25 protein-coding genes are annotated in these 25171 nt (G+C 55.8%); 13 read left to right on the top strand and 12 right to left on the bottom strand.

The features are described 5' to 3' along the window. Positions 1–47: 47 nt before the first annotated feature. Entirely contained in the window at positions 48–1136 is a 1089-nt protein-coding gene (locus ACMXD4_RS03550) for a lactonase family protein (RefSeq protein ID WP_415879875.1), read from the bottom strand. Between the two features lie 222 nt (positions 1137–1358). On the opposite strand from ACMXD4_RS03550, the gene ACMXD4_RS03545 reads away from it, so the two are divergent. From ACMXD4_RS03545 to ACMXD4_RS03530, 4 genes are read left to right on the top strand one after another with little or no spacing between them, the layout of a single operon-like run. Continuing rightward, positions 1359–2081, top strand: a complete 723-nt coding sequence (locus tag ACMXD4_RS03545; protein ID WP_415879874.1) for a response regulator transcription factor — start codon at positions 1359–1361, stop codon at positions 2079–2081. Beyond that, complete coding sequence (locus ACMXD4_RS03540) at positions 2078–3835, top strand: sensor histidine kinase (RefSeq protein WP_415879873.1); 1758 nt, start codon at positions 2078–2080, stop codon at positions 3833–3835. Before ACMXD4_RS03545 ends, ACMXD4_RS03540 begins: the two co-directional genes overlap by 4 nt. A gap of 7 nt (positions 3836–3842) precedes the next feature. Beyond that, on the top strand, positions 3843–5141 hold the full coding sequence (locus ACMXD4_RS03535; protein WP_415879872.1) for a hypothetical protein: 1299 nt from the start codon (positions 3843–3845) through the stop codon (positions 5139–5141). Next, on the top strand, positions 5111–5758 hold the full coding sequence (locus ACMXD4_RS03530) for a methylamine utilization protein (RefSeq protein ID WP_415879871.1): 648 nt from the start codon (positions 5111–5113) through the stop codon (positions 5756–5758). The genes ACMXD4_RS03535 and ACMXD4_RS03530 overlap by 31 nt, the downstream gene beginning before the upstream one ends. Positions 5759–5968: 210 nt before the next feature. Here ACMXD4_RS03530 and ACMXD4_RS03525 read toward each other — a convergent pair whose 3' ends face one another. The 3 genes from ACMXD4_RS03525 to ACMXD4_RS03515 all read right to left on the bottom strand — a co-directional run bounded on the left by ACMXD4_RS03525 (position 5969) and on the right by ACMXD4_RS03515 (position 7657). Next, positions 5969–6793 carry a spondin domain-containing protein gene (locus ACMXD4_RS03525; protein ID WP_415879870.1) on the bottom strand — a complete coding sequence of 275 codons (825 nt, stop codon included), beginning with the start codon at positions 6791–6793 and terminating at the stop codon, positions 5969–5971. Between the two features lie 184 nt (positions 6794–6977). Next, positions 6978–7406, bottom strand: coding sequence for a type II toxin-antitoxin system VapC family toxin (locus tag ACMXD4_RS03520; RefSeq protein ID WP_415879869.1), 429 nt, complete (start codon positions 7404–7406; stop codon positions 6978–6980). Next, positions 7403–7657 carry a type II toxin-antitoxin system Phd/YefM family antitoxin gene (locus ACMXD4_RS03515; RefSeq protein WP_415879868.1) on the bottom strand — a complete coding sequence of 85 codons (255 nt, stop codon included), beginning with the start codon at positions 7655–7657 and terminating at the stop codon, positions 7403–7405. The genes ACMXD4_RS03520 and ACMXD4_RS03515 overlap by 4 nt, the downstream gene beginning before the upstream one ends. 289 nt (positions 7658–7946) lie before the next feature. Here ACMXD4_RS03515 and ACMXD4_RS03510 point away from each other — a divergent pair, with 289 nt between their 5' ends. From ACMXD4_RS03510 to ACMXD4_RS03495, 4 genes are all read left to right on the top strand, one after another. Next, positions 7947–8075, top strand: a complete 129-nt coding sequence (locus ACMXD4_RS03510; protein WP_415879867.1) for a hypothetical protein — start codon at positions 7947–7949, stop codon at positions 8073–8075. Further along, on the top strand, positions 8072–8569 hold the full coding sequence (locus tag ACMXD4_RS03505; RefSeq protein WP_415879866.1) for a DUF2442 domain-containing protein: 498 nt from the start codon (positions 8072–8074) through the stop codon (positions 8567–8569). The genes ACMXD4_RS03510 and ACMXD4_RS03505 overlap by 4 nt, the downstream gene beginning before the upstream one ends. Positions 8570–8838: 269 nt before the next feature. Next, positions 8839–10944, top strand: coding sequence for a hypothetical protein (locus tag ACMXD4_RS03500; protein ID WP_415879865.1), 2106 nt, complete (start codon positions 8839–8841; stop codon positions 10942–10944). Positions 10945–11057: 113 nt separating this feature from the next. Continuing rightward, entirely contained in the window at positions 11058–12233 is a 1176-nt protein-coding gene (locus tag ACMXD4_RS03495) for an integrase (RefSeq protein ID WP_415878661.1), read from the top strand. A gap of 270 nt (positions 12234–12503) precedes the next feature. Here ACMXD4_RS03495 and ACMXD4_RS03490 read toward each other — a convergent pair whose 3' ends face one another. After that, on the bottom strand, positions 12504–13403 hold the full coding sequence (locus tag ACMXD4_RS03490; RefSeq protein WP_415879864.1) for a LysR family transcriptional regulator: 900 nt from the start codon (positions 13401–13403) through the stop codon (positions 12504–12506). A gap of 195 nt (positions 13404–13598) precedes the next feature. Here ACMXD4_RS03490 and ACMXD4_RS03485 point away from each other — a divergent pair, with 195 nt between their 5' ends. The 3 genes from ACMXD4_RS03485 (at position 13599) to ACMXD4_RS03475 (ending at position 16757) form a co-directional block, all read left to right on the top strand. Further along, the gene (locus tag ACMXD4_RS03485) at positions 13599–14216 is read left to right on the top strand and encodes a glutathione S-transferase family protein (protein ID WP_415879863.1); all 618 of its coding nucleotides are present in this window, start codon (positions 13599–13601) and stop codon (positions 14214–14216) included. A 255-nt stretch (positions 14217–14471) separates the two neighbouring features. Then, a complete protein-coding gene (locus tag ACMXD4_RS03480; protein WP_415879862.1) occupies positions 14472–15092 on the top strand; it encodes a pyridoxamine 5'-phosphate oxidase family protein in 621 nt (206 codons plus the stop codon). A gap of 78 nt (positions 15093–15170) precedes the next feature. Continuing rightward, on the top strand, positions 15171–16757 hold the full coding sequence (locus ACMXD4_RS03475; protein ID WP_415879861.1) for a tetratricopeptide repeat protein: 1587 nt from the start codon (positions 15171–15173) through the stop codon (positions 16755–16757). 107 nt (positions 16758–16864) lie between these two features. Here ACMXD4_RS03475 and ACMXD4_RS03470 read toward each other — a convergent pair whose 3' ends face one another. From ACMXD4_RS03470 to ACMXD4_RS03450, 5 genes are all read right to left on the bottom strand, one after another. Next, positions 16865–17290 (bottom strand): hypothetical protein, encoded by a 426-nt coding sequence (locus ACMXD4_RS03470; RefSeq protein WP_415879860.1) that lies wholly within the window; start codon positions 17288–17290, stop codon positions 16865–16867. Between the two features lie 97 nt (positions 17291–17387). Beyond that, complete coding sequence (locus ACMXD4_RS03465; RefSeq protein WP_415879859.1) at positions 17388–18809, bottom strand: phosphomannomutase; 1422 nt, start codon at positions 18807–18809, stop codon at positions 17388–17390. 119 nt (positions 18810–18928) lie between these two features. Continuing rightward, positions 18929–19615, bottom strand: coding sequence for a helix-turn-helix transcriptional regulator (locus ACMXD4_RS03460; protein ID WP_415879858.1), 687 nt, complete (start codon positions 19613–19615; stop codon positions 18929–18931). Positions 19616–19664: 49 nt separating this feature from the next. After that, positions 19665–20039, bottom strand: a complete 375-nt coding sequence (locus ACMXD4_RS03455) for a VOC family protein (RefSeq protein WP_415879857.1) — start codon at positions 20037–20039, stop codon at positions 19665–19667. Positions 20040–20120: 81 nt separating this feature from the next. Then, positions 20121–21629: a helicase HerA-like domain-containing protein gene (locus tag ACMXD4_RS03450; protein ID WP_415879856.1), complete on the bottom strand. Its 1509-nt coding sequence runs from the start codon at positions 21627–21629 to the stop codon at positions 20121–20123. Positions 21630–22116: 487 nt separating this feature from the next. On the opposite strand from ACMXD4_RS03450, the gene ACMXD4_RS03445 reads away from it, so the two are divergent. Beyond that, on the top strand, positions 22117–22857 hold the full coding sequence (locus ACMXD4_RS03445; protein WP_415879855.1) for a hypothetical protein: 741 nt from the start codon (positions 22117–22119) through the stop codon (positions 22855–22857). Between the two features lie 202 nt (positions 22858–23059). On the opposite strand, the gene ACMXD4_RS03440 is transcribed toward ACMXD4_RS03445, so the two are convergent. After that, positions 23060–23716 (bottom strand): TlpA family protein disulfide reductase, encoded by a 657-nt coding sequence (locus tag ACMXD4_RS03440; protein ID WP_319960356.1) that lies wholly within the window; start codon positions 23714–23716, stop codon positions 23060–23062. Positions 23717–23908: 192 nt separating this feature from the next. Beyond that, positions 23909–24391 (bottom strand): YajQ family cyclic di-GMP-binding protein, encoded by a 483-nt coding sequence (locus ACMXD4_RS03435; RefSeq protein ID WP_033156023.1) that lies wholly within the window; start codon positions 24389–24391, stop codon positions 23909–23911. A 159-nt stretch (positions 24392–24550) separates the two neighbouring features. Here ACMXD4_RS03435 and ACMXD4_RS03430 point away from each other — a divergent pair, with 159 nt between their 5' ends. Further along, positions 24551–25093, top strand: coding sequence for a hypothetical protein (locus tag ACMXD4_RS03430; protein WP_415879854.1), 543 nt, complete (start codon positions 24551–24553; stop codon positions 25091–25093). Positions 25094–25171: the final 78 nt, after the last annotated feature.

The following is a 25171-nucleotide window of genomic DNA, read 5'->3' as shown; positions in this document are numbered from 1 at the left end:
AATAAGAATGCCGGCTGCTTGGCACCCAACAAGCAGCCGGACTCAGTTTAGCGCAGCACTAGTCCGGTTACGCCGGCCGGCAAGGTGGTCAGACGGCTGACAGCCTGCAAATCGCCTTCCGCACCGATTCGGTACACACCCATGCTATGGTCGCCGTTACTCAAGGTATACAGATGTTGACCATCGTCGGACACCGCCAAATCATTGGGACGGCTTTCATCGGCGGCGCGGGCCTGCAATAACTCCAGTTGGCCGTTACGACCGATCACAAACGCAGAGATCGAACTCGCCGGGGTATTCGCGGTGAAGGCGAATTTGCCGTTCGGCGTGGTCGTCAGCCAGCAGGCCGCCGTTTGTTCCACCGCCACCGCACCGTCCAGCAATTGCACGCTACCGTCTTCGTGCAAGCGGTATGCAGACACCGTAGCACCGTTGGCCGCGCCGCCCTGCGCTTCGGAAACAAAGAACCGGTTGCGCTTGCCAAAGGCAAACCCGAACGGTGTATTACCGGCGGAGGCCAAGCTGTGTTTTTCATCCGGCAAACCGCTATTATCCAGGGTAAAGCTGACAATTTTGTTACCGGCTTTCTCGGTCACCACCAGCGCATCACCGTCGCGGTCGAAACTGATCTGCGCCGGGCCGCTGGCATCGTCGCCTAGTTTACGATAGGACTGCTCCAACGGATAAAGTCGGCCGCTACGCGCATTGAAGCGGTAGCCGAATATCGAATCGTCGCCGGCGTTAACCACGTAAACCCTATCGTGAGCAACGGTTAAACTGACCGGCGTCAAACCCGGTTCGGCAGCGCGATGCACCAACTCCAATCCGTTATCACGTACTCTAAATACCGATACATCATTACTACCAGCATTGATCGCAAACAGGTAGTGCCGGTTTTCACTCAGCGCCAGTGCGCCCTGATTGCCCAGCCCGGCGCCGCTTCCAGTACCGCCAGTCGGGTAACTACCGGCCGGCTGCATACTGCCGTCTGCGTTCAACCGAAAAGCCAATACCGAGTTTGCTGTAGTATTGGACAGCGTATATGCGGTTTCCTGGTAAAGCTCCGGCCGGGCTTCGGCGACCAACGGCGACAGTAATGTCACAGCCAGCGCTAATTTTTTTAATGCATTGTTCATATAAACCTCTATCAGTTAGAAAAATGACCCATCAATTTGGGGTCGGATAGATTGTGCATGGACGCTCATCGCCAAATCTTCCAGCCCGAGTCAAATCTTTATCACGCGCGGCCCGCAAGTTAGGCGAATTTGTCACGAAATGCCGGCACCGTGATAATTTCGTGATTAGATTTACGCAGCGGCTTGACCGATAATCGTTTTTTTTTAAAAAACCTGCCGCCAATGTCGTCCACTAAATACCTGCTCCTGGTCGAAGACGACCCCGACATCGCCAAGCTATTGGCAGACAATCTGCGCGAGGAAGGTTATCGGCTGGACAGCGTCGCCGACGGCGATGCCGCGCTGGCGGCGATTGCCGGCAATCGCTACGACTTGCTGTTGCTGGACGTGATGCTGCCCGGCGTCGACGGCTTGGAAATTTGCCGGCGGGTGCGAGCCGGGCCGGTGTATACGCCTATCATCATCGTCAGTTCCAAATCCAGCGACATCCAACGCGTGGTCGGTCTGGAAATGGGTGCCGACGATTACATTGCCAAGCCCTTCGCGCTGGCCGAAGTCGTCGCCAGAGTCCGCGCGCTGTTGCGGCGGGTGGCGGCGTTGAGCCAACCGGCCGCCGAACCGGCCGATGCTGTTCTGATCGCCGGCGGTTTGCGGATCGATGCGCAAAGCCGCGCGGTGGCGTTGGACGGTCAACCGGTAGCCCTGACCGCGCGCGAATTCGACTTGCTGCACTTCTTCGCCCGCCATCCCGGCCGCATGTTCACCCGGCTGGAACTGCTGAATCAGGTTTGGGGCTACAACCACGACGGCTACGAACACACCGTCAACTCCCACATCAACCGCTTGCGGGCCAAAATCGAAGCCGATCCGGCCAAACCGGCGCGCATCCTGACGGTATGGGGCGTCGGCTACAAGTTCGCCGGAGCGGACGATCCCGGCGCATGACGCTGAGCTTCCAAAGCCGTATCGCGCTGTTGTTCGCCGCGCTGTTCGTCGCGGTGCAGGCGCTGACGGTGGTGTGCATCTATGTGGCGGTGCGCGACAATCTGCTGCGCCAACTCGACCAGGACTTACGCTACGCCGAGCAAGCCTTTCGACAACTGCTGGTCGAACGCGCCGAACGGGTCGCCGGCGAGACCGGCTTGCTGGTCGCCGATTTCGGCTTTCGCAGTACCGTGACCGGCGGCGACTCGGCCACCATCGCCTCGGCGCTGGAAAATCTGCTGTTGCGGGTCCGCGCCCAGCGCGGTATGTTTATCGACCCGCAATTCAACGTCGTCGCCGACAGCGCCGGACTATGGCAAGGCCGAACGTTTCCGTATGCGCAAACCTTGGCGGAGGCGGACGCCGCCCGCCCGCTGGTCTGGTTCGGCCTGCTGAACGATCGCCTGCAGGAATGGGCGCTGGTGCCGGTCCTGGCGCCGTTGCCGATGGGCTGGGTGGCGGTGGCGCAGGCCGTCGACGAACAGCGCATCGCCCGGTTTCGGCAAAACTCGTTATTGCCGCTGCAGATCGGTCTGGCCGAACTCAGTACCAACGGCAACCGCCTGCTGGCCGGTTCGGCCCCAGAGGCGGCCCTAGCTTTGCTGAACGACGCGACCGACCGGGCGCTGACCGCCACGGTCGATACCGGTCAAGGCCGTTATCTCGGCCGGGTACTGGCTTTGCCGGCGGCCGGCCGCGCGGAAGGCATCGTCGCGTTGCTGCAAATCAAATTCACCGACGCCTTCGCCGGCTACCGCCATATGCTGTTGCTGGCGGCCGGGGTGTTGTTGCTCGGCCTGTTGGCGACTCTGACCGGCAGCGTGATCATCGCCCGTAATCTGTCGCGGCCGCTGCGCGCGCTGGCCGGCGCCGGCGAACGGGCGGTCAACGGCGATTTTGCCGCCTCTTCGCTCACCGGCCGCAGCGACGAATTGGGCCGGCTGGCCGATACCTTCGTCCGCGCCGCGCAACTGGCCGGCCAACTGGGCGAACTGCGCCAGAAAGACCAGGAACGCCGCGAGCTGGTGGCCTCGGTATCGCACGATTTGCGCACGCCGCTGGCCGCGTTGCGCGGCTTTCTGGAGACCATGCAGCGCAAGGCCGATACCCTGCCGTCCGACGAGCAGCAGCATTTTCTGGATACCGCGTTGCGTCAGACCGAAAAAGTCAGCCGCTTGGCGCAAGAGTTGTTCGAACTGGCCAAGCTGGAGTGCGACGACGCCAGCCTGACTCCCGAGCCCTTCAACTTGGCCGAATTGCTGCAGGACGTAGCCCAAAAATACCGCTTGCAAGCCGAGCAGCGCGGCGTGAGCTTGCAAGCCGAACTGCGCCCGGATTTGCCTATCGTCGCCGCCGACATCGGCCTGATCGAGCGCCTGCTGACCAATCTGATCGACAACGCCTTGCGCCACACGCCGAAAGGCGGCCGAGTCCGGCTGGACGCTTGGCCGGCGCGCGGCCGAGTGGCGGTGGCGGTCGGCGATACCGGTATCGGTATCTCTCCGGAATATCTGCCGACCTTGTGCGATTGGGACTCGCCGCTGGCGCGCCGCGCCCGCGCCGACGGCGGCGGTTTCGGGCTGATCGTGGTCGGCAAGATCGCCCAGCTGCACGGCAGCCGCTTGCAAGTGGAAAGTACCCTCGGCGTCGGTAGCGAATTTCGTTTCGACTTGCCGCTGGCGGATTCGGCGCGCGCGGCCGGTGGCAGCCGGTAACCGAACCATGCGCAGCAGACCGCCAACGTCGTTCCCGTTCAGGCCGGAGTCCGCGATTTCGGTCTGCCGCGGATTTTCTCTAGCGCTGCTGACTATATCCGGCTTGCTGTCACCAGCCAGCGCAGCCGCAGACGGCCAATTTCCGGAAGTGACTTGGCACGGTCTGCTGGACCTGCGCTACCAACACAGCGATGCCGCGCCGGGCGAGCTGGGGCACGGCCTGGGCAAGCTGCGCGCCGGCGGCGAGCGCGACCGCTGGCGGGTAAACGAAGCCGCCGCTACCTTGCAAGTCAGGCTGGACTGGGATTGGATGCTCAACGCCACCGTCAAATACGCCGACCGTCAATCGACACCGCTGGACTTGACCGAAGCCTATCTGGCCTACCGGCCGGTCGGTGCCGCCGGCTGGCGTCTGGCCGGGCGCTTGGGCATGTTCTTTCCGCCGATTTCGTTGGAAAACACCGGCACCGCCTGGAGCAGCCCGTACACCTTGAGCTCGTCGACGATCAACGCCTGGGTCGGCGAGGAATTGCGCGCGTTCGGCGGCGAGCTGCGGGTGGATTACCAAACCGAAGCCGGCGATAAATTCGGCGTGTTCGGCGCCGGTTTGGCCAACAACGATACCGCCGGCCTGATGCTGGCCTGGCGCGGCTGGAGTTTGCACGACTTCGAATCGACCTTGACCGGCCGTCTGCGTCTGCCGGACGGCATCGCCATACCGGCACTGTTTCCGAAGCAGGCCAACACCAGCCAGAGCTTCGTCGAAGTGGACGGCCGGCCCGGCTTTTACGCCGGCATCGCCGCCGAACGGCCCCAGCGTTACACGCTGCGCGCACTGTATTACGACAACAACGCCGATCCGGCCGCGCTGTCCGCCGGCCAATACGGCTGGCACACCCGCTTCTGGAGTCTGGGCGCCAAGGCCGAATTGCCGTGGGAAACCACTTTGATTTCTCAAGCAATGACCGGGCGAACCAGCATGGGCGAATTGCTCGGCGACTTGCGCGCGGTCGACGTCGGCTTTTGGTCGGCAAGCTGGCTGTTGAGCCGGCCGCTGGGCGACGGCCGTTTCAGCGTGCGCTACGAACGTTTCGGCAGCGACGAACGCGATTACCTGCCGCAAGACCGCAACGGCGAACACGGTCAAGCCTGGACCGTCAATTACAACCTGACCTTTGCCCAGCACCATCAATTGAATGTCGAATTCAGCCGAATTTTCAGCGCCCGCCCGGCGCGGCAGGAACGCGGCGAAGCCGCTTATCAGGAGGACACACTGTGGCAAGTCGCTTACCGGCTGTTTTTTTAACGGCCTGGGCCGCGGTCGCGCCGGCCGCGGAATTGGCGGGGAAAGCCTTGGCCGGCGGCAGGCCGTTGGCCGATCTGGTGGTCGCGGCCCAAGCCTTGGACGCCGCCGGCCGGGTCAACGATCCGCCGGCACCGGCGGCGATGGCGCTGGATCAGAAAAGCCGCGAATTCGTCCCGCACGTGTTGGCGGTGCGCAGCGGCACGCCGGTGTATTTTCCTAACAGCGACGCGATCAAGCACCACGTCTATTCGTTTTCCGCGGCCAAGCGTTTCGAGATCAAGCTCTATAGCGGCGTGCCGCGCGAACCGGTACTGTTCGACCGCCCCGGTATCGTCGCGCTGGGTTGCAATATTCACGACTGGATGTTGGGTTACGTCTACGTCAGCGATGCCGATTACCTGGCGGTTAGCGACGCCGAGGGCCGCTGGACGCTGGATTTGCCGGACGGCCGCTACCGCTTGAGCTTCTGGCACCCTGACGCGTTGGAACAAGCGGCTGAGCAAATCGTCAACGTACCGGCCGCCGAATTGACGGTAACCGTGGAATTAAAAGCCCGTTTCCAAACCGGCAAGCCGCCGGCCAGTTTGCAAAGTCAAGGTTACGGCGACGGGTTTTGATGCGGTGCGAAGCTGGAGTACAAATCCAGATTTGTACTCCAAACCGGACGTGGGCAGCGGCGAAATGGGGCAGGGGGAATGGGCCATTTAACCGAGTCCGAAAAATTAAAGCCAGTCGCTAGACATCAGGGATGGAACGACTCGACTAGAGCCGGGCGCCGATCGGAGTACAAAACTAGATTTGTACTCCACCGAGTTAAGCCGAGCGCCTCAAGCCGGCAAAGCCGACGCAGGCGCCCGCCGCCGCAACCAGCCGAACAACGGCAACACGCTGCCGAACAACCAGGCCGCCGCCGGTACCGGCACTTGCGACACCGCGCTGATTTGCAGCAGCGGCGTATTGGCGCCGGGCAGGTCGGTAAAGTTGTAACCGGCCGCGGTCGCCAGGCCGGCGTAGACCGCGAAGTCGTGGTTGGCCTGAATCGTTCCGTTTTGTGCCGGACTGTCCAAGGCATTGGAACCGGCCAGGAATGCCGCGCCGGTGGTGCCGTCCAGTTCGGTGCCGGCGTCCCAAATGCTGCTGCCGTTCTCGACGAAGGTGCCGCCGGTGAAATGGCCTTGGGCGTCGAACAATTCGATTTCGGTCGGCGAGTCGTTACCGACGAAGCGGTCGTTGGACGGCACCACCATCGCGAAATAACTCAGGTAGCGGTTTTTAACCGGGTCCAGGTCCAGGGTGACGCTGCCTTTGGCGCCGGGCAGGAAAATGCCTGGGCCGAAGGCGTTGACCGACGCGGTCACCGTCGCGCTGGTGCCGCCGGCCGCCGCGCCGCTAGCCGCGAACGCCGACGACAAGCCGGCGCCGCTGCCTAACTCGGCAATCGCTTCGATGGCCGACGACGCCGTGGTGCCGACATCGAACGCGTCGAACGAACCGTCGTGCAAGGCGATGAAAAACGGACTCAAGGCCGGCCCGTTGGCGGCGGACAGATTGCTGAAACTCAGCGTGACCTGGGCCGCCTCGGCCGAACTCAACGGAGCGGCGCCGGCCGCCAACAACAGCGCCGACAGCGCAAAAGCGTGGTTTTTCTGCATTGTGATTCTCCTTAATGTGAATGCCAAATGGCGCGGCCATTGTGCAATCGGAAACATCACGAAATCTTCACGGGGAGGTCAAATGGGCGTGAGATGTGGGGCTGTCGGTCAGCCAGTCGTAGGGTGGGCAAATTGCCCACCGTTTCAATTCGCGTGAACACAAACACCGTGCCCACCGGGGCAGTCACTGCATGACCTCCCACGGATTGAGGATGGTCACGCCCGTAGCCTGGAAGTCGGCCACGTTGCGGGTAACCAGCGTCATACCATGCATTAGCGCCGCGGCCGCGATCAGCGCATCCCGCTCGCCGCGTTTGTCGGGCACATGGAGCTTGGCGCAACGCAGTGTAACCGCTGTATCGACCGGCAGCGTCCGCTCGGAGAACTCCGGCAAGACCTGCTGTTCCAGCCATGCCCGCAACACCGCACCTTGGCTGGCGTCCTTGCGCTCGATCGACAAAACGCCCAGCTCCAATTCCATCAGGGTGATAACCGACAAAAACAAGTCGGCGGCATCGACGCTGTCGGCCCATGCCGCCACATTCGCATTTGCCTTGCCAATTCGGATTTTTCGCAGCTCGGAAACTACGTTGGTGTCGAGAACATACATCATCCGAAATCAGCCGGCCTAGCCTCTATCGTCAAAGGTTGCGGCTCGAACTCGATGTCCGTGTTGTCCGGCATAGCCAGCGAATCGGCAATGTTGCGGCGCTGCCTTGTCAGCCGCTGGTATTCCTCGATGCTCAACAACACGTGAGCGGGCTTGCCTCGATCCGTGATGAATACCGGGCCATTCTTGGCCGCCTTCTTCGCGCGGGTAACATCCTGATTCAGCTCTCGACTGGAAATGGTCGTAATTGCCATGGCGACGCCCTCTATTTGCAATGTATGAACATTACTACAAACAAACCAGAGGCACCAGCTTTTTGCCGCCGCGCGCTGGACAATTGGGTCGGCTTAGCTGGGTGTGGGGATTCAAATTGAATTGGAAAATGGTACGCAAGGTATACGTGGCTTGAAAGCATGCAACGATTGCATCACAATCCCTAGCCATGCCAGTCGTTCAACGTTTTAGTTTTTGCCGGGTTCGGGTCAACGCCAAAGACCATCCGCCGCCGCATTTCCACGTCCTGACGAACGACGGGCGCGAGGCTTGGGTCAAATCGACACTCTGGAAATCATCCACGGCAAAATTGCGCTGCGCGAATTGTCCGAAGTGCTGGTGTGGGCAAAAGCCAATCACGACAAGCTGGCCAAGCTATTTGAGGAATTGCAACGATGAGTAAAGACCATTTTCAACTGACCTGGGTCGAGCCGTTAACCGAATACAAGCTACGCTTGCGTTACGCCGACGGACAAAGCTTCGAAGTCGATTTTAACGCCTGGATCACCGAAACCGAAGCGCTAAGTCCGCTGAAAGATCGGGACTTATTTGCGCAAGCCAAAATAGGTTTCGCGGGACTGACGGTGGATTGGATCGAAGACGAACTCGATCTGGCCGCCGACAACCTGCGTAATCTGGCGGTCGAGCAGTCCGGCGGCATCGGCCACGAACGCATCCGGCATTGGCTGCACGACACCGGACTCACACTGGCGCAAGCCGCCGAGGCTGTGGGTATTTCCCGCCGCATGCTGATTTATTACCGCGACGGCGAGAAACCGATTCCCCGCGCGATCTGGCTGGCCTGCCTGGGCTGGGAAGCCGTGCGCCCAACCGGGTCAACTTTGCCGCAACATATTCCTTCGGCCAAGGAATATGCGGCGTTGCATGCTTGATTGTTTAGCAAGAATTGGGCTGGTAAATAGTATGAGTTTGAAGAGGCTTTGATATTCGATTTGAATATAGGGTGTCACCGACGCAAGGAGACGGATCATTCGCGACAGTTGCGCCCCACGTTGTTGGGCACAACCTATGCTGGGTGCGCATCTTATCGGGTTATATGGGTGCGCACATTTTATCGTGTTTATTTGATAAATGTTCAATGTAACAACTAGGTTGATATTCCCTGGCTTATGTAAATAGAAGGTCTAATTAAGGAAACAATATGACTTTAGATATTAGAGGAGGCTTGAAAAATACAAGCATCAGTTCAAATCGATACGTTGTTATAGAAGAGCTGTTATCTAATGCAATTGATTCATATCTAATAAGAAAAAATTTAGATAAATCGGCTCCCTCTTTTTCTGTTTCGTTTTGTTTTGAGTTTTTTGATAACTCATTGCTCGAAAACGATAGCTATGATCTCAAAATATCTTGTGAGGACAACGGCGCTGGCTTTTTGCTTGATCAAGTAAAAGCCTTTGCGACAATGGATTCAACGTATAAAGATCATTTGAATATTCAAGGCATAGGGAAGTGCAAAGGAGCAGGTAGAATACAGTTTTTTCATTTCTTTCGAAAAATCCAAGTTGAAAGTGTTTGCAAAAAGGAAAAAAATTATAGACTTATATCGCTATGTATTGATGAAAACATGCGCGAGGTGTCTGAAAGTGATTTTAAAGAGCGAGAGTCAACATCAAATAATTTAGAAACGAAAATTACGCTACAGGGACTCTCTGATGAGGCTTTCAAAAAACATTTTGACTCGAGGAGTCTTAAAGTTGATTTTTCAGCCGATAAAATCAAAAATCATCTGTTTATTACTTTTATGCAACGATTTATTGTGCTAAAGGGCATAGTTGGTGATTTTTGTGTTTCTGTAACTACGATAGATGGGGATAACAGAGAGGAGAAAATATTAAGCTCTTCCGATTTGCCGCAGCCAACTAGTAGAGTCAACATACCAATGTTTTGCTCTCACGGCAATGAAAGTTATGATTTCAAAAGTGACCTGATTGTCACAAGATACTCGTTGCCAGAAAATAAGCTAGGAAGTTTTCAGCATGAAGTTGCGCTATGTGCAAATTCCGCCCTAGTATTGTCAATAACAAAATATTATTTAAGAGGTAATATCGAAAGAAAAAGAGCCCTTGATGGCAATTATGAACTAATCCTTATTGAAAGCGAATTCTTAGAGGCAAAAGTAAACGAGCAGAGAGACGGATTTAAAGTCCCTGAGACTTGTACACTAATGGATGGTCTTGATGGTGAAATATCTCTCCAGGATATAATAGATTCTTTAGAGGATTACGTATTTAACATATTGACACCAAAAGACTTTGACAAAGATGCTTTGATAGATGCTACGCAAGAGAAATTTGGCATTAGTAGATCGATGTTAAATGGCACCAATATTAAAGTTCAATATAGTGACACTGAAGAAAATATCGCAAAAAGGGTTTTGAAGAAGTATCAGGAAGAAATAGTTAGAGAGACGTCGGATATTTTTAGTTTGAAAAAAGAGCTTCTAGATTTAGATCCGCGAAGTAAAGACTTCAGGGAACGAATCAGTGAGTTGTCTTGGAAATATACATCCACAATTAAAAAAATGGATATGGCTAATTTATCACAATTGGTAGTTAGACGTTCTTCTATGCTTGACGTTCTGGAAAGAGCCGTTTCTCTTTTGCTATCGTGCCAACATGACTATGAAAATCGCAAGCAAAATGAAAGAATAATACATAACATATTCTTCCCTACAGGAAAAGATAGCAGAGATTCCATAGATCATGACATATGGATTCTTAATGAAGAATATCATTACTTTGAACACATAGCATCTGACAAGTCATTGGCTTCCATACCTTGGAATCACAATGAAAATATATTCGAAAGCGATATTGACGAAAGCTTAGAGGCGCTATTTGCAAAAAACAATAAAGACAATCAACTAAAAAGACCAGATATAGCAATTTTCAATCAAGAAGGCTCAGCAATTATTATTGAATTTAAAGCGCCAGGAGTACAATTGCAGGAGCATATTCCTGATCTAGTTCAATATTCTCGGCTATTAGCAGCTAAGTCAAATGGGAAAATAAAAAAGTTTTACGGCTATCTGATCGGTGATTGCATGGATGAGACAAGAATGCCAACAAGCTACACAAGATTCCCTAGTGGATTAGGTTATTTCAACACGGACCACATCAGAGATCAAGCGACAGGTATTGCGTATGGTGAGCTGTATTCAGAGATTCTCTTTTATAATCAGTTTATTGATAGGGCTAAAAACAGGCTAAAAGTGTATAAGTATAAATTAAATGTTGATATTTGAATAGGGCCGTAGGGTGGATACGAATTGCCTCAAATTAAAAGTAACCCAAGGGGTCATTAAAAACGGGTCGTTGCCTCACATTGTGTGTAACCGAAATCAAGCGGGTTACCACCATGGGAAAACACGAACGACGAGCCTATTTACAGGCTATCCAAAAGCGCTATCGACAAAGCGATAGGGCAACGAAACAAACGATCCTAAACGAGTTTTGCGAAGTCTGCGGCTACGCCCGTAAGTACGCGATTCGTTTGCTGAATCGAAAAGCCAAGCCAATCGCTTCGCCTAGCAAACGGCCCGGCCCCAAGCGGAAATATCAAGCCGAGGTGTTGCTGGAGCCATTGAAGCGCATCTGGTTCGCTAGCGATCAACTGTGCGGCAAGCGCCTGAAAGCAGCGATACCGATCTGGCTGCCGCACTACGAAGCGCAGTACGGCTCACTCTCCGATCAGGTTCGTGCCGACTTGCTAAAGGTTTCGGCGGCGACCCTGGATCGCTTGCTCAAACCCTTGCGCGTCCAGCACCCCAAAGGCTTGTCCGGCACCAAACCCGGGTCTCTGTTGAAAACCCAGATTCCCATCCGAACTCATCACTGGGACGAGACCCAGCCCGGTTTTGTCGAAGCCGATACTGTCGCTCACTGTGGCAATTCGCTGGCCGGCGATTTCGTCTGGAGCCTGACGATGACCGACATCGTCACCGGCTGGACCGAATGCCGGGCCACCTGGAATAAAGGCTCGCAAGGTATCCTGGAACAGATTCAGGCCATCGAGAACCTGTTGCCATTCCCTTTGAAAGGCTTCGATTGCGACAATGGTTCTGAATTTCTCAATCATCACCTGGTTCGCTATTTCACCGACCACCCGCAAAAGCCTGCGTTTACCCGCTCCAGGCCTTACAAGAAAAACGACAATGCCCATGTCGAGCAGAAAAACTGGACTCACGCCAGGCAATTATTCGGCTACGACCGGCTGGATAATGCCGCGCTGGTGCCGTTGATGAACGAGGCCTACAGCACGCTTGGGTGTCCTTTGCAGAATCATTTCTGCCCCAGTCTGAAACTTCAGAAAAAACACCGAGACGGCGCCAAAGTCGTGAAAAAATACCATGCCCCGCAAACCCCTTACCAACGGGTGATCAATCATCCTGACATTCCGGAAACCACCAAACAGACTCTCCAGGAACATCATGCCAAACTCAATCCATTTGCTCTTAAGGCCGCCATTGAGCAACAATTGAAACTCATTTTTTCACAAGTCCAGGTTACCTCTAATGTGAGGCAACGACTCTGATCCTTCGGTTACCTTTTTCTATGAGGCAATACGGGATAAGCGAAGCGCCATCCACCATAGGAACGCCAAATAGGTGGATGGCGCTTCGCTTATCCACCCTACAGCTTTTATTATTTGAATGGCTGATTTAAATTTTAAACCGACCTTCAAGATAAATACACGAACTTCGGCCTTGGGTCGAAGCCGGCCAATTCTTAAAAGAAGATAATTCTTTCTGAAATTACAGGTACTCTGCCTGTCGCTCGATTAACAATTCCAGACCGTAATATCTCACAACCACCTCGCCTCCCGCTTCAACCGCTCGGCAATCAAATCCACGAAACTTCTGACCTTGGCCGAGGCGTAGCGGCCTTCGCGGTGCAGGACGTGGATCGGGACCGGCGGCGGTTCGTGGCGGTTTAGCACGGTTTGCAGTTGTCCGCTGGCCAGGTAGGGGGCGACTTGGTAGGACAACAGGCGAGTCAAGCCCAGGCCCAGCACGGCGGCTTCGATGGCAGCGTCTATCGTGGTCGTGACCAACCGGGGTTGGACCCGCACGCTGAGCGCGTCCGCGCCGCTGCCGAAGCGCCAGTCCGGACCAGCACTGAGGCCGCCGGCGGCGATTAGGGCATGGCCGGCCAGTTCGCTCGGGTGGTTGGGGGCTTCGTGGCGCTTTAAATATTCCGGCGCCGCGCACACCACCGGCCGCACTTGGCCGACGCGTAACGCCCGCAAACTGGAGTCCGGCAATTCGCCGATGCGGATGCCGACATCCATGCCTTCTTCCAACAGATTGACCACCCGGTCGACGAACATGGCCGTGACGTTCATCGCCGGGTAGCGTTGCAGGTATTCGACGATGCCGGGCATCACGTACAATTTGCCGAACTGCGCCGGCGCGGTGACGGCTAGGTGGCCGGCGGGTTCGGCGTTTATGCCGGCGTCGGCTTCGTCGGCTTCGTCGACGTCGGCCAGTATCCGCTTGGCGTCTTCCAGATAGCGCTGGCCGGCATCGGTAACCCGCACCAGCCGGGTGGTGCGCTGCAGCAGCTTGACCTGCAAACGTTCTTCCAACGCGGTAATCGCTCGCGTCACCGCCGGCGGCGACATCGCTAGCCGCCGGGCGGCGCCGGCAAAGCTTTGCGCCTCGGCAACCGCGACGAATACCGTCATTGCTTGCAGTTTGTCCATCCTTCACCTCCTTGAATCGGTCCGAACCGGGGTCGGTAAGCAGCGCTTGAACGCCTATTTTATTCCGATAAACGGAATAGTGAATTGTAGTTTGTCCGTATTCTGTTTATTCGAGGTAGTCAATACACTGTCCCCACGGTTGGCAAAGGCCGGCCGCAACGCAAATCCACTACGCCTAACATGACAGAGGTTTTTATGAAAATATACGAATTCCGCGCCTTCCCCAATCCGCTCCGCGCCAGGATGGCCGCCGCCGAAAAAGGCTTGACCGACCGTATCGAGTTTATTCAGGTCGACGTGCCGAACGGCGAACATAAACGTCCCGAGTTTTTGCAGCTGAATCCGGTCGGCAAGGTGCCGGTGTTGGTGCTGGACGACGGCACGGCGATCGCCGAGTGCACCGCGATTACCGAGTATCTGGACCATAGCGCCGGCACGTCGGTTTTGACCGGCGAAACCGCCCAACAGCGCGCGCAAATCCATATGCTGCAACGCCGCGCCGAGGCCTTGGTGCTGGACGCCGCCAGCGATTATTTCCATCACGCCACGGCCGGTTTGGGCAAGCTGGAGCCGATCCAAATTAAGGAATGGGGCGAATACCAGCGCCAGGTGGCGATCAGGGGCATGCATTATTTCGACAGCGTGCTGCGCGGCAGGCGTTATGTGATGGGCGAACAGTTGACGATGCCGGACATCACGTTGTTTGCCGGTCTGGCTTTGATCGAGCTGCTGCAGATTGGTATTCCGGAGACTTGCAAAAATCTGCAAGTTTGGCGGGAGCGGGTCGGGCAGCGACCGAGCGCGGCGGCTTGATGCGAGTTTAGTCATTCCCACGGAGGATGCCGCAATTGCTTACTTCGGTCTATTGAGGAGTTAAGTTCCCTATTGGCTGCATTTGCAGAACGATGGTCCCATTCCCTGAGCGGAGCGGAAGGGAATGAGACCAATCCACAGCTGCGATCTAGCTGCCCCGGGAGCAGACTTTCCGCTTCCGCACTGGGATGACTGCGATTTCTCAACGATGACGATACATTTACTTCCACTCACCCACAATCGAGGTAAACCGCCATGTCCAGAGCCTTTGCCGATATTTGTTTTACCGACTCGGTGCGCGCGGCACAGAACCGTTACGGCAGCCGGGCCGGTAATCTCGGTTTCGAAACCGCCGCCGATCCGCGCGCCGAACTGGGCGAAACCGAGCAAGCCTTCGTCGCCGAACTCGACGGCTTTTATCAGGCCAGCGTCGGCGAAACCGGCTGGCCCTACGTGCAGTTTCGCGGCGGCCGCCCCGGCTTTTTAAACGTGTTGGACCCGCGCACGCTGGCTTACGCCGATGTGCGCGGCAACCGCCAGTACATCAGCGTCGGCAATCTGGACGCGGACGGCCGGGTGGCGTTGATCTTGATGGATTACGCCGCGCGGCGCCGGTTGAAAATCTGGGGCACGGCCCGCATCGTCGAGCTTGGCGCGGCGGATTGGCCGGCAGCATTACCGGCCGAAGCCTGTGTCGAGCGGGCCATCGTCATTGATGTAAAAGCCTACGACTGGAATTGCCCGAAGCACATCACCCCGCGTTTTACCGAAGCGCAGATTCAATCGCGCCTGACTGGCCTGCAGTTGGAAATAGCAGGTTTGCAAGCCGAGAACCGCCGGCTACGGGACGCGTTGGGGGCAGGCTATTTCGATTGAACGGAAGGCGGCCTGTTTTGCCGGACTGCTGCGGTTTGCGGTATGCTGCGTCGAAATTTCAGAACGCTGACAGTCTTGATGAAAACAGCACTAAAACAGCCGCAACCGGCGGAACTACAGGCCATCCACCAATTATTTCAGGCCGGGCAAGTGCCGTTGGCGGAAGTCCGGGCGCACGCTTTGGCCGCGGTATTCCCCAAATCGCTGCCGGCCTTGAATTTACTAGGCGTGTGTCAGCAGGCGCAAGGCAAATTACGCGAGGCAGCGGTCAGCTTCCGCAAGATGATCGCCGTCGATCCCAACATCGCTGAAATCCATTTCAACCTGGGCGCGATCTACACCCAGCTCAACGACGTCAAGGGCGCAATGGCCACGTACCGCAAGGCGCTGCAAATCAGGCCGGATTTGACCGTCGCCCATTTCAACCTCGGCGCGCTGTTGCAGCAGCAAAGCCAGTGGCAGGAGGCGGCTAAGCATTACCGGCAGGCCGTGGAACAGCAGCCCGGCTATTTCCAGGCCTGGGCCAACTGGGGCGCGGTATTGCAAACGGTCGGCGATCTGAAAACCGCCGAACAGTGTTACCGCAAGGCCTTGGAGATCAACGCCGACGCGCTGGGCTATTTTAATCTCGGCACCAATCTGTACGATCAAGGCGCGCATGGGCAAGCCATCACAGCCTTCCGGGAAGCCTTGCGCCTGGACCCGCAATTTGCCGACGCCTGGAACGATTTGGGCGAGACTTACCGCGACCAGGGCAATATGGAAGAAGCCGTGCGTTGCTACCGCGCCGCGTTGCAGGCCAATTCGCAGCACGGCCGCGCCAATTACAACCTGGGTGAAAGTTATTGTTTGGGTAATCAGTTCGCACAAGCGATGCCGTATTTTGCCGCTTCGGATTTCGCCGATGCCCAGGAGCGGGTGCTTCTATGCCTGTATAAAACCAGTCAATTCGAGGCCTTTAAACAACGTCTGGACGAGCTGGTTGCCCAAGACCGCCACAACTCCGTATTGCTGGGCAGTTTGGCGACCCATTACGCCACCAATTTCCGCCAGCCGGATGCGTATGGTTACTGCCGCAGTCCGATGGAGTTTGTCCAGCACACCCGCATCGACGAACTGGCCGAGCCCGGCAGCGCGTTGCTGAGTCAATTGCTCGACGACGTTAAACATCTAGCCATTGCCGAGCGTAAACAAGGCCGTTTGTATTACGGCATGCAATCGGCGGGGAATTTGTTACAGCGGCCGGAATCCTCATTTCAGCAGCTGGCGGCGTTGATCCGCGCTAAAGTCAAAGCCTACCGGCAACACTTCGCCGCTAGCGACGATGCCTTGATTCGGCTGTTTCCGCAAGCGCTGGAATTCGCCAGTTCCTGGTATTTGCGGATGAACCAGGGCGGCTATCTGACCTCGCACATCCACGAGGAAGGCTGGATCAGCGGCTGCGTCTATCTGCAATTGCCGGACAAATGCGACAAGCACGAAGGCGGCTTCGAATACGGCACGGACGGCGACGACTACCCGCGATTGCACGATGCGTTTCCGACTCAAATTGTCGATCAGAAAGTCGGCGACCTGGTGCTGTTCCCGTCGTCGCTGTTCCACCGCACCATTCCGTTCAACTCAGATCAGGAACGGATTTGTATTGCGTTTGATGTTAAGCCTTGAAGTTCCGACTGTTTAACAGGAGGGTAAAGGCAAATCCCGAATTTCGCTTCGGGATTTGCATCATCACTACCCAAATAGCACCTGAGCGCTATTTTGGTGGTTAATGCTTATTTCAGAAGATCCAGCGCTTTTCCGGCCGCTTTTTGTTTGGCCCGGTCTTTAACAACAGCGGTAGCTTCACCAGCGGATTTGGGGGCTGCATCCACCTTGCCTTTAAGATCGGTTACCGTTTCAGCACCTTGCTTGACCTCCGCAGGCACCGCCTGTTCGACTTTTTGCTGGGCAGTTTCCTTTGCCGTCTCTTGCGCCTGATCCTTGAGAACACCTGGCGCCGTCTGTACGGCTTTCTGCGCCTGACCAGCGGCACCTGCCGCCTCGACGGCATTGGCCGCACCAGGCACGGCGCTGGGCACTGCCCCGGTTAGTGCATTGGTGGCCGCTTGCTTGGCGATGCCGCCCGCCAGCGGGATTTCCGCCAACGCAGTGCCGGAAATTAACAGCAGTGAAGCCAAAAATACGTTTTTGTGTTGCATGTTGAACTCCTGAGTAATAGTTATTGGTGCGGGGACAGCATACTGCCACCAAGCTTAACAACTGATTAACAGGATTTCTGAGGAGCCCAATTGACCGTTAATCGCCGGCAATGCGTTGCAAGGTGGTACTTACCAATGCTTCCGCACGCAGTCTATCGTCTGCTTCGGCATAACAGCGCAACTCGGGCGCATTCCCGGATGGGCGTAGATGCACAATCTCACCATTCGCAAAACTCAAGCGTAAACCGTCGGTGACATCACTATGCACCAGTTCGCCCAATTCATCCCGCCAGAAGCTGCGATAAGCGTCGGGCTCGGCCTGCAATCGCTCCAGTAAAGCCCGGCTATTAGCAACCGGAAAGTCTTGGACTCGGTCGCTGGCGGTATAGCGTTGCGGTAAGCCTTGCGACAGCTCCGACAGTTTCAAACCTTGGGAACGCGCCATGGCTAACAAAGCCAAGGCCGGCAACAATGAATCGCGGGTGGGCAGCGGTGCCAGGCTGTTACCGTTCACCGCCAAACCGTTGCCCGCCAGAAAGCCACCGTTGGCCTCGAAGCCTGCCACGCCGCCACTTTGCATCTCTTCCATGCCGGCAATCACGTACGGCGAGCCGATCCGGGTGCGAATCACTTGCTTGAACCAGCCGGAGGCTTCGATGGCGGTATTGCAGCTCACCGGCGTCACCACCGTGTCGGCCCCTAAAAACTTGGCGCACAGTAAGCCAACAATGTCGCCGCGCAGCCATTCGCCGGTCTCGTCGCCGATCAAAGGCCGGTCGCCATCGCCGTCGGTAGAGATCAAGGCATCCAACTTATATTCGCTAGCCCAGTTGCGGCCGCGCTGCCGATCCGCCTCGCCGACTGCTTCGGTGTCGATGGGCACGAAAGTATCGGTGCGCTCCAAGCCAATTACCTCTGCGCCCAGCTCCGCCAGCACATCTTTCAATACATCGCGGGCCGCGCTGGAATGCTCGTAAACACCGACTCGCCAGCCGTTTAATAAATCGTGTCCAAACAAATTGGTATAGCGCTGCCGAAATTGTGTCAGCGCCGCCGGATTGACTGGCGGCAGATCGGCGGAAACAATTTGCACGTCCACTGTTACGCTGGTCATCGCCGCTTCGTCGGCCTTGCTGATCTCGCCGTCAGCCCGATAAAACTTGATGCCGTTGCGGTCGAAAGGAATATGGCTACCGGTGACCATGATCGCCGGTAGACTGTTCGCCAACGCATACAAAGCCAGTGCCGGCGTCGGCAACACCCCACAAAAATCTACTTCGCAGCCGGCCTGCCGAATGCCGGCTATGCAAGCTTGGGCGATTTCCGGGCTGGACGGACGTAAATCCATGCCCAAGGCGATTTTTTGGCCGGGCTGCGCCAGATTTAAACCTTGGATAAACGCCAGTGTATAAGCCGCGCAGACTTCGCCGGTCATTTGACTAACCAGACCGCGCGCGCCACTGGTGCCGAACGTCACGCCGCTGTCGGCCATCATTTTTTGGATGTTGATTGTTGTCATGAGCAGGATCAGTTGAGAGTCGATAAAATGAAAACACCGGTAAGAATGCCGGTTTAAACGGACATGATAGAGAAAACCTGGCGTTCGGCAACCGGAATCTTCGCCTTAACAGGCCAAGCTCACTGCGGCGAGCAATGCATCCGCCGAATAAAATCCTGCAAGGTTTGGCCAGGGTCATCGGTAAACGCTTCGTCCAGCACCAAGGCCTGCTGGATGCGATCCAGCCGGAAATTGCGGAAGTCGCCGCGCAGTTCGCACCAGCCCACCAAGGTCCAGACGTTGCCCCAAAAATACAAGCCCAGCGGCCTGATCCGCCGCTGGCTGAACGTGCCGTCGGCGCGGCGGTAATCCATGGACAGCAAGCGCTTACCGTCCAGCGCCTTGCGACAAATATCCATGGTCACATCCAAATCTTCGCGTTGCGAAAAACGTAGCGCGAATAATTTGCTACGCTCCAGCTGCTCGCGCAACTCGGCCGGCACCACCGCCGTGACCTTGTCCAGCACCGATTGCGCCGAATGCCCCAACTCCTTGCCGGCCCAGGTTTTCACCATGCGCGCGCCGATGACCAAGGCTTCCAGTTCGGCGGCGCTGAACATAATGGGCGGTATATCCAGACTATGGCGCAGCATATAGCCGACGCCGGCCTCGCCTTCGATAGGAATGCCGGACAGGCTTAAAACCTGGATGTCTCGATAGATGGTACGCTCGGATACTTCCAGACGCTCGGCGAGCGCCTTGGCGGTAACCATCCGCCGGTTACGCAGGATTTGGACGATTTGAAACAGACGGTCAGCGCGGCGCATTGGCAGAACGGGCAATCACGATTGGGACTGCCCGCCGTTTTATTGGCCGTTAAGCTTGGGAATAAAGGCCAACCCGGTTACCTTCGCTATCGAGCAACATCGCAAAGTAACCGCATTCGCCGTCGTGGATGGGGGTTTTCGGCATCAACACGCTGCCGCCGTTTGCTTCCACCTTGGCCAGCGGCTCGTTCAAATCGGCGCCGCCGTTGAAATACACCACCGCGCCGGTTGCGCTGGGTTGATAGTGTTCACCCAATATCAACATACCGCTAACCGCGCCTTCTTCCGCGTCGAAAATCGCCATTTGATAGCCGCTCATTTCTTCTTCCTTGAAAGTCGCATTCAAAATGCTGCGGTAAAAACCCTGCGCGCGCGGCATATCGATGACGGGTAGTTCAAACCAGGTTGCGACGTTGTTGATCATGATGTTGTCCTCGTTGTGGTTAAAAGAGCCGTCATCCTAAAACAGCCCTCCTGACAGCGTTATGTCAGCAATGTTTTCGCGTTAGCGCCGGCCGCCCAATAACGAGCCCAACACGCCGCGAATGATTTGCTTGCCCACTTCCTGGCCGATGCTGCGCGCGGCGCTTTTGGCGGCCGCTTCCAGCACGCTTTGACCGCCACCGCTGCGGCCGCGCCGGGATTTAGTGGCGGCACCAACGCCGCCCAATAGCACTTCGCCCCAATTGAAACCGGATCCGGAGTCGCCGCTTTCGCTGGCAGATTCGGGCGGCACGACTTTTTCGGCGCGGCCTTTCAGAATTTCGTAGGCCGATTCGCGATCTACCTGTTTTTCGTAATGGCCGGCGATGACGGAAGTATTGATCGATTCCTGCCGCTCGGCCTCGCTGACCGCACCGACATGGGAGCTTGGCGGCTTGATCATCGCCCGCTGCACCGGCAAAGGCGTACCTTTTTCATCCAGAAAGGATACCAAGGCTTCGCCCACACCCAGTTCGGTGATAGCCGTTTCGACATCCACGTCCGGATTGGCTCTAAAGGTTTCCGCCGCCGCTTTCACGGCTTTTTGGTCGCGCGGGGTAAACGCCCGCAAGGCATGCTGCACGCGGTTGCCGAGCTGGCCCAAGATCACGTCGGGAATATCCAGCGGGTTCTGACTGACAAAATACACGCCCACGCCCTTGGAACGAATCAAACGCACTACTTGCTCGATTTTTTGCAGCAGTGCGGCCGGCGCGTCATTGAATAATAGATGCGCTTCGTCGAAGAAAAACACCAGTTTAGGTTTATCCAGATCGCCGGCTTCCGGCAGATTCTCGAATAACTCGGACAACAGCCACAACAGCAAGGTGGCGTAGACGCGCGGCGAGTTGTAGAGCGTGTCGGCCGCCAGAATATTGATCACGCCCCGGCCGCCGTCGGTTTGCAGAAAGTCGTTAAAGTCCAACGCCGGCTCGCCGAACAAATTCTCACCGCCTTCGTGTTCCAGTTGCAACAAGCCGCGCTGGATCGCGCCGACGCTGGCCGCCGAGATGCTGCCGTATTCACCGGACAACTCGGAGGCATTTTCGGATGCGTATTGTAGTAAGGCCCGCAGATCCTTCAAGTCCAGTAGCAACCAACCGTTGTCGTCGGCAATTTTAAACGCCGCCGTGAGGACGCCACTTTGCACTTCGTTCAAATCCAGCATCCGCGCCAGCAATAGCGGCCCCATTTCCGACACCGTCGAGCGTAAGGGATGGCCCTTTTTTCCCAACACGTCCCAGAACAGCGTCGGCATAGCCGCATAGTCGGCGGCTATGCCCAGCTCGGCCAGCCGCGCCTCGACTTTGGCATTGCCGCCCCCCGTCCTGCTGATGCCGGATAAATCGCCCTTCACATCGGCCATGAATACCGGCACGCCGATTTGCGAAAACGCCTCGGCCAGGGTTTGCAGGGTGATGGTTTTGCCGGTGCCGGTGGCGCCGGCGATCAAGCCGTGGCGGTTAGCCATGCTCGGCAGCAGACACAGTTCGGCAGTCTGGGATTTGGCAATCAGCAAGGGTTCGGTCATGGGCGTTTCCTGAAAAAGCGACAAGGATAAAAAGGTCGCGCAACCATACCATGACCTGAATTGTTAGGTATAGGCTGGCATTATGTTCCGTCGCTGAAGCGGTTTGGTATCCGTAAAACAGAGGCCAGCCTAAGGCTTTCAGCACCGCCATCCATCAATGGGCAGAATACCTTTGTAATACATTTCTTCAAACCTTCACGGACCGGTAACTGTTTTGACTTAGACAATTCGTACGATTGCGCACCGACCGGAACTCTGCTAGGTCGCTGAGACAGAACTCACAGGAAGAAGCCTATAACTTTGTTTTTATTCGAGCTTATCTCGACCAAAGACGGGTAGCAGGTAGCTGGCAATGGACGCGGCAACGCATTAGACAAACCCCAAACATAATGCGGCCAGCAAACTTTAACCCGCTTCGATAAGCCAATAGGTAAAGCTATTGTGGCGGCTCGTTACCTTGTCTATTCATGAATTATCTAGAGATCCTATGAAAATCAAGACTTTGTTCCTGGCAAGCGCCGGGGTTATTTCAATGTTAAGCGGACATGCGTCGGCGGCATTAATTTCGTTGGACGGCAACGGCTTTACGGCCATCTATGACGATACGAATCTAGGCTTGTTTGGCGCGCCGACTTTATCGGGCGACGGCAAGAGCGTTTTATTCTCGCCGTTAAATTTTAAAGCCCAAGCAACCGGTACTCAGGGCACGCTCTTCGCCAACAGCAATGTGCAGTTCGATATTAGACCCGATGCGGATCTAAGTTTAAGCAGCGTAAGCCTGGTGGAAAACGGTGATTACCGCCTGGTCAATCGCTCCGGTAGCGTCACCCTGGCACCTTCGGTCGATGCATCTGGTCAATTGCGTTTAACCAATCTGTGGAATGGTGTGGATCATATCGCGACCAACTTTTCCGCCGGTCCGCTGACAGACTCATGCGCCACATCGTCCGGCTGCCCGCTAAGCACTTGGTCGGCTGCCGCAACACTGGATACGCCTGTCGCATGGGGTAACGCGGATGTGCGCGTCAGGATTCAAAACGACTTGACCGCCGAAGCTTTCAATGTGGGTGATTCTGCATTGATCGAGAAAAAACAGTCATCACAAAGCCTGGTATTTACACCGTTTATTGAAGGCGGAACTACCGCAGTGCCTGTTCCCGGTGCGGTTTGGTTATTTGGCTCGGCATTGGCTGGCCTGATGGGTTTGCGTCGCAAAACAATCGCTTAATACGGTATTGCTACACCCCGGCTTAACGCTACCTAAAACGGCGTGTCGGGCCAGCTAAAAAAACGTTAACAATAGACACGGATGTCGCCTTAAGATTTCGTCACAAGCAGTCGCCAGCCTTGTAACTGCTTCGTCTAAAGCCCCTTGCGAAAGCGGGTGCGGCATTCGCCGCTAGCACGGTCCTACGAAGCCGGAACGGGAACTACAACAGCTTGAGAATATCGGTTTCCAGATCGGGATACGCGCCAAACCTGCATTGGACCAGCAAGCCTGCTCTATCAACCAGAATATAAGATGGGGTACCCTGTAACTGGAAAAACTCGAAGGTTTCGGCATGATAATCCAGGGTTTGTAAATATTGTTTTACCTGCGCTCGCACATGCGGTTGGCGTAAGCCGATGTCTTGTTCCAAATCGCTCAAGCGTTGGCTGATAAAAGCGTCAATTTCGCTTTCGATACTGCCGAATTCGCGCTTGGTCAATCTATCCATGGCTACCGGAAAATCAATACGATACGGCAACTTGCCGTCCTGTAGCAGTCCTCGCTCCGTTAAAACCCTCAAGGTTTCGCCGATCACCTCACCGGTCTCAACCAAACGTTTTAGATTTTGCAGATTATTTTTATCGAAGTCTTCAAAGGCGGTGGCCAGCCCCAGTACGGTCAAACCGCGCTCGGCATAACGTTGTTTTAACGCCAACACCTGCGGCAGACATGACAAGAAACAGCCTGGGCAGTTGACTTGAAACACCGCCACCAACACGACTTGTCCAAGCAATTGTTCGAAATTGACAGGCTGTCCCTGCACCCAGTCGGAAACCGATAGGGGCGGTACTTTTTGACCAATCATTACCGTTTTCATATCGCGCGCCCCCGATAGCTTTAACCAAGTCCCGACCAAATTTATGTTGCTCAGCGTCCGTCAACCAACATCATTAGCTTACCGGACGCCTTGTGCCAACCGAGAGAATTTAACTGAAAACTCCCTGAGGAATCCACACCCGCGGCACCATAGCTGCAACGCCGGATAAGCTCGTCGGCGTAATGGTGAGGACTAATCCCGAAAGTTATTGAATTGCAAAGGCTGCTCCAAATCTTCCGTGCGCAACATTTGAATGACTTCCTGCAAATCGTCGCGCTTTTTACCGGTCACGCGCACCTTATCGCCATTGATCGCGGCCTGCACTTTGAGCTTTTTATCCTTGATCAGCTTGACGATTTTTTTCGCCAGATCGCTACCCACACCCTGCTTCAAGGTGATGGATTGCTGAGCGGTTTTGCCAGTATCCTGAATCTTGCCGCTTTCCAAACTGGAAATATCGATGCCGCGTTTACCCATTTTGGCATACAAAATCGGCAACATTTGTTGCAGTTGAAAGGTCGATTCGGCTTTCATCAGGATGCTGTCTTCCTGCTGCTCGAAACAGGCATTGGAGCCTTTGAAATCAAACCGGGTGGAAACTTCTTTATTGGCTTGGTCCACTGCGTTGGTTACTTCGTGGCTGTCGAGTTCTGAAACGATGTCGAATGATGGCATAGCATTGATTTACAAGTATAAAAGTGGGGCAACTATAACGGCCTTAGCGGCTTTATTCAACTGCTATATAAGCGCCCAATGTCGATTGATGGCGCGTAAAGCCCACTTGTCGGTGGCCGGTTTAGCGGGTATCTTTAACTAACGCCGACGGAGATACCGATGAAAAACCCGACCACATTCACACTTACCCTGATCGCCTGCCTCAGCCTGCCGATAATGTCCGGTTGCGGCCAGGACCAAGCAAAATCAAGTACTCCAGGCAAAGCCGCGGTCAAACAAACCCTGCGAACCACATCGTTGCTCGGCGCGGTCAGCGACAACGCCGGACCGCTCAAAACCGGCACCGTCAGCTTACTGTCCGAAACCGGAAAAACGCTTGCCAGTACCGAGCTCAACAATAGCCAGCGCTATGAAATTCAAGTACCCGCCGGCACCGAGCTTCCGGTCGTTCTCAGTTACACGCCCGCCCCCAACGCGCCGAAAGACGCGCAATTAATCAGCGTGGTGATCCATCCCGACGCCAGCAAATACGACATCAACCCCACGACCACAGCCATTGCCAAACACGCCAAGGCCATGGGCGGTTATACCCATAACAATATGGTGCAAGCCGCGGAAAGTACCGCCCATGTGCCGGATGCCAACAAAACCACAGCCGGTTTTCGCGGCGATCCTACCACTCAGTATGGCGGCTGGCATTAACGCACTACCCCGGTAACAGTGGCAATTGTCGGGCTTACGACAAATCACCGCCAATTCGTACGGTTGTTACCGAAATCT

The sequence above is a fragment of the Methylomonas sp. TEB genome (assembly GCF_047777895.1).
GTDB lineage: Bacteria > Pseudomonadota > Gammaproteobacteria > Methylococcales > Methylomonadaceae > Methylomonas.
The sequence above is the reverse complement of the archived record's forward strand: the minus strand, read 5'-3'. Positions and strand labels throughout refer to the sequence as shown.